Genomic DNA, 13,261 nt, shown 5'->3' on the forward strand with positions numbered 1-13,261 from the left:
GCAGTGAGTAATTTGGTATTTATAGAATATACTTCGAAGATATTGAATATTTTTGAAATAATTGTTGTTATTGGGCTTGTGCATCGCATCAATTGCTGTTTTTGGGTTGGTTTGTGCGAGAAAGTTCTAAAACTTCCAGCTTGGAGGGGGGGCACCCACCCGATAATTTTAAAACTGGCTGGACATTTTTATCCGGAGTTAAGGCATGCAGTTAGATCCCACTGATTTAAAAATTCTGCAGCAACTGCAAGAAGATGGACGTATCAGCAATCAAGACTTGGCTGACAAAGTTTTTTTGTCGCCGTCTTCGTGCCTGCGACGCGTCAGGATGCTGGAAGAAGCTGGGATTATTCATCACTATTGCGCGGTGATTGATCCCGCCACAGTGGGGCTGGAAGTTGATGCGTTTGTGCAAGTAACGATGCGCCGCGACGTCGAGCAATGGCATGAGAATTTTTCGCAAGCACTATTGCAATGGCCGGAAGTCATTGGTTCTTACATCATTACTGGCGATGCTAATTATTTGCTACGGGTCAGAGCGCGTAATTTGAAACACTATTCCAGCTTTGTACTGGAGCGTTTGTATAAGACCACGGGTGTCTTAGATATTCGTTCAAATATTGTATTGCAGACTTTAAAAGATACGCATCAGATTGCAACTGAATTGATGAAAGATGCACTGTGAGCTTATCCATTTTTCCTAATTTGAATTTAGAAAGTATGCATGACACCTGAATTAAAAAACAAAATCATTGCCGTCTGCGATCAAAAAATTGCACAAAAGGGCGATAACGTCGGCTTATCGTTTTACGCCTTCTTTGCCAATAAAAATGATAATCCCGTATTGTTGATGGAAGCCGCGACCTGGTGGATCGCGACGCATCAGTTCGACCATTTTGAGAAAGCGGCCAAAATCAAGGCGCTGGTACAGACAGAATAAACGCTTTTAGAGTGTGTGCAACCTGCCAAATAAGGCCGTACAGCTTCTCATTAATAGCTGTGTTTTATTTACTTACTTTGCAAAAGCGCTTTCAGCAATCCTGCCGCTGGTCCTTTGTTGGCCCAGGTTTGCGTCAAATCCAGATCGCCGTTGGTGCTGACGATGATCAAGATATTTCCAGATTGCACATCGACTAAATTTAAAATACGGATGCCTGCGATCCAGCCCTGGCGTTCGACGATCACAGTAGGATTTTTTTCATCAGCGCCATTAAATGGATAAACCCAGACTCCCAGCGCACCGCCGACGGCATTCGGTTTGATCATCTCTGAGCGTGATTTGGCGGAGATATATTTGCCTTTGATAAACGCACGGTCAAATGCTAACAAATCTTTTAAAGTACCAAACGACGAACCCGCAGCACCATAGCTGGCAAAGTTGACTTCTGGTTCTGCTTGTCCGCCCAGGCTGCCGTGGACATGCTCTGGGTTGTCTGGCATTGCAGCCGTATAAAAGCCAGAACTATTCATACTGGCAGGCGCAAAAATCCTTTTTTGCAAAAGTTGTGCGTAAGGCTGCTGGGTGATTTTTTCTAGTAAAGCACCAAGCACCATGTAATCGCAATTGTTGTAATCAAACGTTGTTCCTGGTTGGCTATTCATTTGCCCTGCGCACATGCCGGTCGCAAATTTTTGCATGTTGTCGCCGTTATTGGCGTTCAGCATATGAAAAGTAGGAACGGCATTATCGTTAAATAAGCCAGAATAATGCGTCATCAATTGACGTATCGTCACGGCACGCACAGCAGGGTTAGGATAGTCGGACCAATAGGTGCCCAGAGTCGCGTCCAATTGCAAATGTCCTGCCTCGACTTCCTGCATCAGCATAATCGCCGTCATTTCTTTGGTAATCGAGGCAAAACGGAATGTACGGTTGATATCGCCAAAATTGCCAATGCTGGCTTTGTACAGCAGCTTGTCTCCGCGGGCAGCCAGTATCGCACCTTGAAAACCAGTTTGTTGCAATGCTGTGGCAGCAGCTTCAATGTCATTGCTGGCATTTTTATTCTTACCATCGGCAGCAAGCGCTGTGTTGCCGAATGCAAACAGGCTGGATAAAACCAGAGTCGCAGGACCTACATAACGGCGGCAGAATTGGTGCAATCGGGACATGGACACTCTCCGGATGAGAAGACTAAGGTTGTTACGACGGTATCTGACACGTGCTATAGAAAACTTGCTAAAGGTCTAAGCTCGGCCGTTAGTGTAGCAAATCAACGGTTTGCCGTGGATATAGTTGAAGAAATTGAGAAAGAAATTGAGAAAAAAATTGAAAGATACGGGCTTGCTTTTGGTGCAAGAATATTGAAACCGGGGGAAGCTGTTCTGATAACAAATTTACCTTGTGTTAAAAATATCCATGAGTAGCCGATATATAATGCCGCACCATGAATTTAATCAAAACTCTCGCTTCCATTAGTGGCATGACCATGTTGTCGCGCGTTACCGGCCTGGCCCGTGATGTGCTCTTTTCAACGTATTTTGGTGCTAATGCTATGACGGATGCCTACAATATCGCATTCCGTATTCCCAATTTATTACGTCGTTTATTCGCCGAAGGCGCTTTTTCGCAAGCATTCGTGCCGATTCTGGCTGAATATAAAACGCAGCAGGGTAATGCGGCGACCAAAGAATTGGTCGATCACGTTGGAACATTATTGACCTGGGCCTTGTTGATCACTTGTATGCTAGGCATTATTGGCGCGCCAGTGATTCTTTATTTTGCTGCGAATGGCTTGCTGAAAAAGCCTGAGATATTTAGTGCCACGGTGCTGATGACGCGCATTATGTTTCCTTACATCGGATTTATGTCGATGGTGGCGCTGGCAGGTGGGATTCTGAATACCTGGCGCGAATTTAAAATACCTGCATTCACTCCGGTTATTTATAACCTGACTTCGATCGCATTTATGTTAGGTTTGTCACGCTGGATGGAGACGCCAATATATGGGCAGGCAATTGGCGTGTTTGTTGGTGGTTTGTTGCAGTTGTGGATTCAGGTTCCTGCGCTGGTCAAGATTGGCATGTTACCGCGCATAGGCTGGCGACCCGCAACCGCATGGCAAGACGAAGGCGTGCGACGCATCATACGCAATATGCTTCCGGCAATCGTTGCGGTATCAGCCTCCCAGATCAGTATTCTGATTAATACCAGCCTTGCTTCAGGAATGGTCGCTGGCAGTACGACGTGGTTGGTGAATGCTGATCGCTTAATGGAATTCCCGACCGCGCTGCTTGGCGTCGCGCTGGGAACGATTCTATTGCCGGGCTTATCTAAAGCCAACGCCGATGGCGACACGGCAGAATATTCTGCATTGCTTGATTGGGGCTTACGCCTGACCTTCTTGCTGGCGATGCCAGCAGGTGTGGCGCTGGCAACGATTCCAATTCCGCTGACGGCGACCTTGTTCCATCATGGCGCTTTCGACGCACACGCAGTGCAAATGACATCCAATGCGCTGGTTGCTTACGGTTTAGGTTTGATTGGCTTGATCGTGGTAAAAATTCTGGCACCGGGTTTCTATGCGCGTCAGGATATTCGTACACCGGTCAAAATTGCGGTCAGCGTGATGATCGCAACGCAGTTGATGAACTTGGTTTTTGTGCCGAAATTTGCGCATGCCGGACTTGCCTTGTCGGTGGGATTGGGCGCTTGTGTGAATGCCAGCTTTTTGTTTATTGGCTTGCGCCGCCGAGGAATCTTTCACCCACGAAAAGGTTGGGGGATGTTTTTGTTGAAATTACTTGCGGCATTGTTGTTGATGGCCTTTGTGTCACTTTGGATCTCTGATCAGTTTGACTGGTTGGCGATGAAGCATACCCCCTTACGTCGGATCGGAGCTTTATTTTTGCTGATACTGGCATCGGTCATCACTTATTTCTCCGCATTAGGTTTGATGGGCTTCCGTCCACGGGATTTCCGTAAAGTAGCAAAGATCTAAAATAGCAAGTAATGACGCTTTTACTTTCATGATGCGACATAGCGTTACAAGTTGATTGCTTGTCCACGTCATCCTTTTTACATCCGCTCCCGTTGATGCAGTATGTTTCAATGGATGTACAAAGGATGTGTGTAATGAAAAAAATTATCTTCGCAGCTTGCGCACTTATCGTCGCCAGTGCCTCATTTGCACAAGGGGTCGGTGTTTCTGTATCTGTTGGCGAGCCGGGTTTTTACGGTCAGATTGATATTGGACATGTCGCTCCACCCGCATTGATTTACTCAACTCCTGTCTTAGTTGCACGTCCTGCGTATGGTTACGTTGAGCAACCATTGTATTTACGCGTTCCACCTGAACATGTCAGATATTGGAGCCGCTATTGTGATGCGTATCATGCCTGTGGCCGTCATGTGTATTTTGTACAGGATCATTGGTATAACAATGTTTACGCGCCGCAATATCGCATGCATGCCCATGAGTGGTATGGCCAGCACGATCGTTATGAAGACCACGCACGTTATGAACGGTATGAAGACCACGCACGTTATGAACGGTATGAAGATCATCACGAACGAAGATACGAAGATCGCCATGATGATAGGCGTGATTGGCGTAATGAATATCGTGGTAACGAACATGGTGAATACCAATATCGTTAAGCTTGGTTGACTTTAAAAGATGATTCTCAAGTCATCAAAAAAATACGTCAAAATTAAAAAAAGGAGCGCTTCAATTAGGCGTTCCTTTTTTTTAAAAATATCACCAATTTTTTAAACGAAGTGACAAACATAATCCAGTGTTTCTAAGGTTTCGATTTCAAAACTGGAGTTCGCTGGTACATTAAATTGCTGGCCACCTTCATAGGCCGTCCACGTGTTTTCATCTTTGAGTCTGATTTTGCATTTACCTGCATTCAGTTCCATGATTTCGGCTGCCACCGTATTAAAGACCAAATTGGATGGGAAGATCACGCCTATGGTTTTCTTACTGCCATCGCTAAACAAAATGCTGTGTGAAACGCATTTTCCATCAAAATAAATATTCGCTTTTTTGATAACGCTGACTTGATCAAACTGGGTATTCATGACGTACTTTCTGTAGGTAAAAAGAGGAATCGCTAGGGGAGTCTGAGGTGCAATATAAATCAGTACCATCATGCAATGTATTCGCCCGGAGATCAACCCTGATCCGAAATTCATCTAAAAACTGTCGCGAATTTTCATGCTCAGAAAATGTTCAGCGGATTTTTTTTCCGGGATTTTTTATAACCAGAAAGCAATCCACATCCAAACAACATATTCAAAAAAATTGTAACTAAATTCTGTCGCGATTCGTTTGTTTCGTTACAAGAAACATTTTTTTGCAGTCATCTTTTTAAAAGTGCTCAACGTTAATGTGGCATAAGCAAGAACATTAATTTAGACGACATACATGTTCAGAACGGCGCGGAAATATGCTCTGAACTTGAGTCTGCATTAAGCATTTGCTTAAGGCTAAAACGTCATCCGAACACAGTCATTAGTGAGTATTTATTTATGGTGATTGATTGTCTGATGCTTCAATTTCAAAAACAGTACTAATTAAGGGGGAAGTCATGAATTGCCAATTCACAAAAATTGCGTTGATGTGTGGTTCAGTTATCGCAGCTCTTAGCTTGTCTGCGTGCGGTGGTGGCACCGTAACGGTTGGTACCGATGGCGGCGGAACTTTTGTTCCAGTTGCAATTTCCAGCAGCTACAACGATATTAATTTTTTGCAGAGCGTGAATGGGACTTCGTCTGGTATTGGCAGCATTGCTGATTATGGACCGGGTGGTCAAACTGGCTCTATTGTATTTGGTTCTAATGGTATGCAAAGTACGTCTGGATACGCCGTCAGCACGAGTGGCAATGTCTATTGGGGAAACAATATTTATGCGGCTTTGGGATTTGATACCAACGCCAATGATTCTTACACTCCCTCTCTTGCGATGATATGTAATCCTGTCGCTAATGGTGGAGTTGGTGCGAATAATGAAACTTCGACTGATGTATTGGTGAGTGTCGGTGCAATGCAGATTTTTAGCGGCTTACAATTGGCGGGTTTGACTTTTACACAGTACTACGAAAATTGTCAGGCTGGTGGCAGCATTCCTGCTCGGACTAGCGGCAACAATTTGTCCTTCAATGCGGATGGGAGCGCAACAATTATTACGGTGCATGGTGGTTCTCAGGTGGATGGCATACAGACACTGACACCAACACAGGTTAATGCGGCATTGCAGGGTCTGCCAGTTCCTACCCTTGGCCCTCTGGGGGCCTATACGACCTTCACTGCGTATCAATACAAAAATGCGGCTGGCTCTACCAATTATGCCGTGGTTGAGCATGGTAGTTATATGCCGGTGAATTTAACGAATGGTTATGTGGCGGTCTGGTATTGATAGTAGTTGTTTTGCAAAAGCCAGTATTGACCAATATTGACCAATATTAGCCAGTATTGAAAAGATAAAAACGTAAAAAAGCCTGCGCATTTTATTGCGCAGGCTTTTTTTATGTGACGGAAAAATTACTGTCCGCGTTTGGCGCGAGCGTTGGCTGCAATACGCATACGCAGCGCATTGAGTTTGATAAATCCACCAGCATCTGCCTGGTTATACGCACCACCATCTTCATCAAATGTCGCGATGTTCATATCGAACAAAGAATCTGTTTTTGAATCGCGTGAAACCGTAATGACATTGCCTTTATACAGCTTCAGACGCACCCAGCCGTTAACTGTTTGCTGGGTATGATCAATCAGTGTTTGCAGAGCTAAGCGCTCTGGTGCCCACCAGTAGCCGTTGTAAATCATGCTTGCGTAGCGTGGCATCAAGTCATCCTTCAGATGCGCTACTTCACGATCGAGAGTAATGGATTCAATCGCACGATGCGCACGCAACATGATCGTGCCACCAGGGGTTTCATAGCAGCCACGGGATTTCATACCTACGTAACGGTTTTCAACTAAATCTAAACGGCCAATACCATGTTTGCCACCGAGGCGGTTTAATTCAGTCAGTACAGTCGCTGGAGACATGCGTACGCCATTCAATGCAACGATGTCGCCATGTTCGAATTCGATGTCCAGATATTCAGGTGCATCCGGTGCTTGTTCCGGGCTGCAAGTCCAACGCCACATGCTTTCTTCTGCTTCAGCACTTGGGTTTTCCAGGTGACGACCTTCGAAGCTGATGTGCAATAAGTTGGCATCCATGGAATACGGAGCGCCGCCATTTTTGTGTTTTTGATCGATTTCTATGCCTGCATCTTCGGCATATTTCATCAATTTTTCACGGGACAGCAAATCCCATTCGCGCCATGGTGCGATGATTTTGACACCTGGCATTAACGCATAAGCGCCGAGTTCAAAACGTACCTGATCATTCCCTTTGCCAGTCGCGCCGTGGGAGATCGCATCGGCGCCCGTTTCTTTGGCGATGTCGATCAGACGTTTGGCGATCAATGGACGGGCGATGGAAGTACCCAACAGGTATTCGCCTTCGTAAATCGTGTTTGCACGGAACATCGGGAACACGAAATCACGCACGAATTCTTCACGTACGTCGTCGATATAAATATTTTCTGGCTTGATGCCGAATTTAATCGCTTTAGCGCGTGCTGGCTCCAGCTCTTCGCCCTGGCCCAGATCAGCCGTGAAAGTAACGATTTCACACTGATAATTATCTTGCAGCCATTTCAGAATGACGGAGGTGTCCAGACCGCCTGAGTAGGCGAGGACGACTTTTTTAATATCGCTCATGATGTACTTTCGAAAAAAATGCTATCAATCAAATTTAATTATTTTTTGGTACTGTTTCGTATTTCAGGATCGATTTGAGATTCAATTTAAATAACCTGAACATACAAAAACTAGCGAATTTCGCCAACGACCAAATATTCCAATAATGCTTTTTGTACGTGTAAACGGTTTTCCGCTTCATCCCACACTACCGATTGTGGTCCGTCAATCACGCCTGCAGAAACTTCTTCGCCACGATGGGCTGGCAGGCAGTGCATGAACAACGCATCAGGATTGGCGCGTGCCATTTTTTCTTCGTCAACGATCCAACCATCAAAGGCTTTCAAACGCGCCAGATTTTCAGCTTCATAACCCATACTGGTCCAGACATCGGTATTGACCAGGTCAACGCCGGCACAGGCATTCGATGGGTTCTCAAAGACGGTGTATTGCGACGGATCAGCCGTGACTAAAGACATATCCATGTCATAGCCTTTTGGCGTAGAAATATGCAGATGGAAGTTAAATACTTGCGCCGCCTGCAACCAGGAGTACAGCATATTGTTGGCGTCACCGACCCAGGCGACCTTTTTGCCTGTGATCGAACCGCGATGCTCAATATAGGTGAAGACGTCCGCCAGAACCTGACAAGGGTGGTGCTGATTGGTCAGACCATTAATGACAGGTACGCGGGAATTCGCCGCAAAGCGTTCTATCATTTCCTGCTCAAACGTGCGGATCATGATGATGTCGCACATGCGTGACATGACTTGCCCTGCATCTTCTACCGGTTCGCCACGACCGAGCTGGCTGTCGCGGGTGTTGAGGTAAATCGCCGCGCCGCCGAGCTGGTGCATGCCAGCCTCAAAGGAGAGGCGAGTACGGGTGGAATTTTTCTCAAAAACCATGACCAGCGTTCTATCCAATAAAGGATGGTAGGTCTGATAAGCCTTAAACCGTTGTTTAATGATGCGGGCACGCTGCATCACATATTCGAACTCGGTGAGCGTGAAGTCGGAGAATTGCAGGAAGTGTTTGATAGCCATAAATAAAAACGGGCAGCATTTAAAGTTGCCGCCACTGGTCGTAACTGCTTAATTATAAGGGATTAAAATCACTTTCCCATATTAAATTCTGGGAATATCGAATTTCAACAGTATTTTGCTTTGTTTGAATAAAAAAAATCCAGCAAGGGGATAAATTTAACACAGACGTTTTAACTTAGCCTGATTTGTTAATTTTCGTCAATTAGTAAAAAAACGTAAATCTACTTGATAATCTTGTAATTCTGTCAGTGTTTAGTTGCTGCATCGTATTTATAATGGCTACTCTGTATCAACAAAAAGCATCTGTTTTACTGTAGTTGTCTATGTAGTTGTCTATTGTGGACATGACTCCAGGCAGATACCTTCAACAATATTTTAATTTCATCTATCTACTATGAGCGCACTTTTAGCCGGACTGACCGTCCTGATTATCGGCGATAGCCACATGTCTACACCAGATTATCTGATCACGACTTTGCACGATGACTTGATGAATAAAGGTGCTGTTGTCTATTCGTTCGGTGCTTGTGGGGTGGCAGCGGGAGAATGGATGGTGAAGACCCAATCTTCCTGCGGTGGTGCAGAGCGGATTAAAGATGGCCCGGTTGAGGTGAAAAGCGGCCAGGACGCCATGACGCGTCCATTTAATGAATTGGTTAAAACTTACAAACCAAATCTGGTCGTTGTTGTGAATGCCGATACCATGGCTTCATACAATCAGCCAGAATTGCAAAAAAACTGGATCTGGCAACAGGTTTCGCGTTTAACTAAAGGCATTAAAAAGAACGAAGTGAGCTGCGTCTGGGTTGGCCCGGCATGGGGAACCGAAGGTGGCAAGTTCGGTAAAACTTATGCACGTGCTAAGGAAATGTCTGGCTACCTGTCAGAAATCGTTTCTCCATGTACTTATGTTGATTCTCTGAGCTTTTCTCAGCCAGGTGAATGGGGCACGATCGATGGCCAGCATTTCGACGGCGCCGGTTATAAATCCTGGGGTTCAGCAATTGGAAACTTTATTTCTTCCCCAACAGTTTTGAAAACAATTAAGCATTAATATCTGAATGACGCATCGGCTCTGATCCAGAGCTGATGCGTTTTAATTTCAATAGTCGTTCGACGCCTGAATTTATCGTTCACTTCATCGTTGTTTGCCTGGCATTAAGTAAAAAAATCTGGCCGTCATGCTGATCTGATGTTATAGCGACGACCGTGACGAAAACTACTCCAATTATTGATTCGAAAAAATGAAAAAACTGATACTGACCTGTATTGCGACTATGTGTTCAATGGCTGCTTATGCGGATAATCCTTTGTATGAAACGGGTCCAGGGCAGGATTCTTCTTTCGTCCGTTTTTTAAACGCTAGCGGCGATAAAGCGATGGTAGTAAATGGATCAGCTAAAGTAAATTTAGACGCTAAAACAGAAGGGCGTGTTTCACGTTTCTATCCCGTAAAAGCAGGTGAAAAATTAACAGCAACGGTGCAAGTTGGCGCAGTCAAAACGTCCGTCGAAGTTACGGCGAAACCGGGTGAATTCGTTACCGTTGCGATTGTGAATAAAGGCGCAGCATTGGAAAGTATGTTGGTACGCGAAACACCGACCGATTTCAATGCCATGCGTGCATCCATTTCTTTGATGAATGTCGATGCGAGTTGTGCTGCCGCTGGCCTGACTGGTGGCGCCAAAAATGCCATGATATTTGAAGCGGTTAAGCCGGCGACCACAACGCGCCGCCTGGTCAATCCCGTAAGTCTGACTGTGCAGGCTAATTGCGGCGGCGAGGCAGCAGGTGCTATGGTCGATATGTCGCAATTGCAGGCGGGAGAGCGTTACAGCGTGATTGTTATTCCTGCTAAAAAAGGTCGCCAAGCGTTCTTTGTACGCGATTCCACTTCCTAATCTGAGTCAGCGTATTTACCATGGTATTTGCATCTTTAGAGTTTCTGACGCTCTTTTTACCGCTTTTTTTTGCGTTTTATCTGATCACGCCTCAGCGATTTCGTAACCATACCTTACTGATCGGTAGCTGGTTATTTTATGCGTGGTGGACGCCGAAATTTTTATTGCTGATCATTGCCTTGACTATCCTGGCATGGGGTGCGGCGATATTGATCGATAAAGCATATGACGAGCGTTTAAAAACTCGCCTGATGGTGGCGACCATCGTATTAAATCTGGCATCGCTGGTTTGGTATAAGTACACCAATATGGTCATTGCCTCTCTCAATACGATATTGACCGGACATGATTTGCCGGAGATACCATGGGTCAAGCTGATGTTACCAATCGGCTTGTCGTTCACAGTGTTGCATGCTATTTCTTATGTCGTCGATGTCCGTCGTAAAACGGTACCGGCGCAATACAGCATCATTTCTTTTAGTGCATACATGGCGATGTTCCCGCATCTGATTGCGGGGCCTATCGTACGTTATAAAATCATCGATAAAGAACTACGGGAACGCGTCTTTTCTTTAGATAAATTCAGCTTGGGGGTGCGGCGTTTTATGATCGGCTTTTCTATGAAAGTGCTGATCGCTGATACGCTGGTACCGGTGGTGACTTTGGTTTTTGGATTGAAGAATCCGAGTTTCCAGGATGCATGGGTCGGTTGTATCGCCTATACGTTCCAATTGTATTTTGACTTCGCAGGTTATAGTGCCATGGCGATTGGTCTGGGCTTGATGCTGGGTTTTGATTTTGCCGAAAACTTTAATCATCCCTACCTCGCCGTGTCGATTCAGGATTTCTGGCGGCGTTGGCACATGACCTTATCGTCCTGGCTGCGCGATTATTTGTACATCAGCCTCGGTGGGAATCGCAAGGGTGCGGGCCGTACCTATGTGAATCTGATGTTAACCATGGCGATTGGCGGCCTGTGGCATGGTGGCGATAACTGGAATTATCTGATCTGGGGTTTTATCCAGGGCGCTGCTTTGTGTTGCGATCGTGCGTTCACTCAGCGTGGATTGTCGATGCCCAATTATGCTTCGCGCACCTTAACCATGTTGACGGTCATGTTTGCCTGGACGGTATTCCGCGCGTCTGGTTTTGATCATGCGCTGGATATGTGGGCTGGTCAGTTAGGTTTGCACGGCATGGCGATGGCGGACGAAGTGATTTTGGCTTTACGACCAAGTATCTTGCTCACCTTTGCGATTGGTCTGATCTGCGTAATTTATCCAGCAACGCCTATCGGTAAACGCGGCGGATTAGGCATCATGAGCTGGAGCATGGTGTGGCCAGTCATCACATTCGCGTATGCGATTGTCGTGCTGGCAGGACAAAAAGCCATTCCGTTTTTATACTTTCAGTTTTAAGGAAAAAACATGAGCGAATCTTTTTCCTTTGACGCCAAAATAGCGGGTCCATGGCGCTATGTTCCGGCCGTATCCTTTGCTGCCATCATGCTGACCGGTCTGGTTGTCAGTGTTTCTTCTTTAATGAATGTGTCGCAAAAGACATGGCAAGAGATGGCACCTGTACAACGTATTGTGCAAGGTGAGTCGACTCGTCGCTTCACCACGCAGTTAAATGAGCATTTTTTGTGGAGTAAGCCATTCGCCAAAATTCAGCGTGCAGTAGATTGGAACATTGCACGTGATACGGGCGCCGCGGTCAGTGTAGGATGCACAGATTGGTTTTTTCTGAATGACGAGTTGAACACCTTTGATGGTGGCGCACAAAATGCGAATGCACGTGCTTACATGGTGCAGCAAGTCGCACATCTGCTCAAACAACGTGGCGTGAGTCTGATGGTCGCAGTTGTACCTGACAAAACCCGTATAGAGCAAGAACATCTGTGTGGGGTTCATCGACCAGCAGCATTTGCACAGCGCGCCGAAATGTGGATCAATAGCCTTAGAAAGAATCAGGTTGAAGTCATCGACCTGCGCGAAGCACTGGAGTCAGTCAAAGCAGAGCGTTATTACCGTACCGATTCACATTGGAATGAAACCGGTGCTGATGCCGCAGCACTGGCGATCGCGCGGCGATTGCAAGATTTACAGTTGGCAGATAAAACCGATTTAAAACCAGCACCTGGTGCGATTAAAACCGTTACCGAAGAACGCCCCGGTGATTTGTTCCGTGTATCCAATCTAGAAGGCGTGCCGCTGTGGTTGCGTCCACCAGTTGAAAAAGTCGCCAATAGTACCGTCGCCCCCGTCGTTAATAAGAGTGATGATTTGTTTGGTGACGGCGGTCTACCATCGATCGCTTTGGTGGGAACTTCATTTAGCCTGCGTGGCAATTTTGTGCCGTTTATGAGCCAACATCTGGGCGTACCAGTCGCTAATCTGGCAAAAGACGGCGGCGATTTTGACGGCGCGGCGATGACTTATCTGCAAAGTAAAGCGTTTCAGCAGGAACCACCTAAAGTTGTGATTTGGGAAGTACCTGAACGTATGCTGCAAAAACCGTTTAAAGAGAGTGAACGACAATGGTTGGAGAAGTTGAAACAGGGGCAGCTTTGAAGCGTATCGACGCTTTCTGAGAGGTTCTGTAGGGCGGGTGC

Annotated in this window: 14 protein-coding genes; 10 read left to right on the forward strand and 4 right to left on the reverse strand. The window is 46.0% G+C overall.

Annotated elements, in window-relative coordinates:
- Positions 1-205: 205 nt before the first annotated feature.
- Positions 206-685 (forward strand): Lrp/AsnC family transcriptional regulator, encoded by a 480-nt coding sequence (locus H8K32_RS06760; protein WP_186911725.1) that lies wholly within the window; start codon positions 206-208, stop codon positions 683-685.
- 39 nt (positions 686-724) lie between these two features.
- Positions 725-940 carry a DUF6500 family protein gene (locus H8K32_RS06765; protein WP_186911726.1) on the forward strand — a complete coding sequence of 72 codons (216 nt, stop codon included), beginning with the start codon at positions 725-727 and terminating at the stop codon, positions 938-940.
- A gap of 68 nt (positions 941-1,008) precedes the next feature.
- Here H8K32_RS06765 and H8K32_RS06770 read toward each other — a convergent pair whose 3' ends face one another.
- Complete coding sequence (locus H8K32_RS06770; protein ID WP_186911727.1) at positions 1,009-2,112, reverse strand: serine hydrolase domain-containing protein; 1,104 nt, start codon at positions 2,110-2,112, stop codon at positions 1,009-1,011.
- 114 nt (positions 2,113-2,226) lie between these two features.
- Here H8K32_RS06770 and H8K32_RS06775 point away from each other — a divergent pair, with 114 nt between their 5' ends.
- The 3 genes from H8K32_RS06775 (at position 2,227) to H8K32_RS06785 (ending at position 4,600) form a co-directional block, all read left to right on the forward strand.
- Positions 2,227-2,367, forward strand: coding sequence for a hypothetical protein (locus H8K32_RS06775; RefSeq protein ID WP_186911728.1), 141 nt, complete (start codon positions 2,227-2,229; stop codon positions 2,365-2,367).
- Positions 2,368-2,387: 20 nt separating this feature from the next.
- Positions 2,388-3,941 carry a murein biosynthesis integral membrane protein MurJ gene (murJ, locus tag H8K32_RS06780; protein ID WP_186911729.1) on the forward strand — a complete coding sequence of 518 codons (1,554 nt, stop codon included), beginning with the start codon at positions 2,388-2,390 and terminating at the stop codon, positions 3,939-3,941.
- 134 nt (positions 3,942-4,075) lie between these two features.
- Positions 4,076-4,600, forward strand: coding sequence for a hypothetical protein (locus H8K32_RS06785; RefSeq protein WP_186911730.1), 525 nt, complete (start codon positions 4,076-4,078; stop codon positions 4,598-4,600).
- A 111-nt stretch (positions 4,601-4,711) separates the two neighbouring features.
- Here the strand turns inward: H8K32_RS06785 and ppnP are convergent, their stop codons facing one another.
- The gene (gene ppnP / locus H8K32_RS06790; RefSeq protein ID WP_186911731.1) at positions 4,712-5,026 is read right to left on the reverse strand and encodes a pyrimidine/purine nucleoside phosphorylase; all 315 of its coding nucleotides are present in this window, start codon (positions 5,024-5,026) and stop codon (positions 4,712-4,714) included.
- A gap of 509 nt (positions 5,027-5,535) precedes the next feature.
- Here ppnP and H8K32_RS06795 point away from each other — a divergent pair.
- The gene (locus H8K32_RS06795) at positions 5,536-6,363 is read left to right on the forward strand and encodes a hypothetical protein (RefSeq protein WP_186911732.1); all 828 of its coding nucleotides are present in this window, start codon (positions 5,536-5,538) and stop codon (positions 6,361-6,363) included.
- Between the two features lie 125 nt (positions 6,364-6,488).
- On the opposite strand, the gene H8K32_RS06800 is transcribed toward H8K32_RS06795, so the two are convergent.
- Together H8K32_RS06800 and argF are read right to left on the reverse strand one after the other, a co-directional pair.
- Complete coding sequence (locus H8K32_RS06800) at positions 6,489-7,721, reverse strand: argininosuccinate synthase (protein ID WP_186911733.1); 1,233 nt, start codon at positions 7,719-7,721, stop codon at positions 6,489-6,491.
- Positions 7,722-7,831: 110 nt separating this feature from the next.
- Complete coding sequence (gene argF, locus H8K32_RS06805) at positions 7,832-8,746, reverse strand: ornithine carbamoyltransferase (protein ID WP_186911734.1); 915 nt, start codon at positions 8,744-8,746, stop codon at positions 7,832-7,834.
- 394 nt (positions 8,747-9,140) lie between these two features.
- Between argF and H8K32_RS06810 the strand changes: the two genes are divergently transcribed.
- The 4 genes from H8K32_RS06810 to H8K32_RS06825 all read left to right on the forward strand — a co-directional run bounded on the left by H8K32_RS06810 (position 9,141) and on the right by H8K32_RS06825 (position 13,220).
- Positions 9,141-9,800 (forward strand): SGNH/GDSL hydrolase family protein, encoded by a 660-nt coding sequence (locus H8K32_RS06810; RefSeq protein ID WP_186911735.1) that lies wholly within the window; start codon positions 9,141-9,143, stop codon positions 9,798-9,800.
- 190 nt (positions 9,801-9,990) lie between these two features.
- The gene (locus tag H8K32_RS06815; protein WP_186911736.1) at positions 9,991-10,647 is read left to right on the forward strand and encodes an alginate O-acetyltransferase AlgF; all 657 of its coding nucleotides are present in this window, start codon (positions 9,991-9,993) and stop codon (positions 10,645-10,647) included.
- A 20-nt stretch (positions 10,648-10,667) separates the two neighbouring features.
- Positions 10,668-12,065 (forward strand): MBOAT family O-acyltransferase, encoded by a 1,398-nt coding sequence (locus tag H8K32_RS06820; protein ID WP_186911737.1) that lies wholly within the window; start codon positions 10,668-10,670, stop codon positions 12,063-12,065.
- 9 nt (positions 12,066-12,074) lie between these two features.
- A complete protein-coding gene (locus H8K32_RS06825) occupies positions 12,075-13,220 on the forward strand; it encodes an alginate O-acetyltransferase AlgX-related protein (protein WP_186911738.1) in 1,146 nt (381 codons plus the stop codon).
- The last annotated feature ends 41 nt before the right edge of the window (positions 13,221-13,261 follow it).

This window comes from Cognatundibacterium jejuense (genome assembly GCF_014284255.1).
GTDB classification, from domain to species: Bacteria; Pseudomonadota; Gammaproteobacteria; order Burkholderiales; family Burkholderiaceae_D; genus Undibacterium; species Undibacterium jejuense.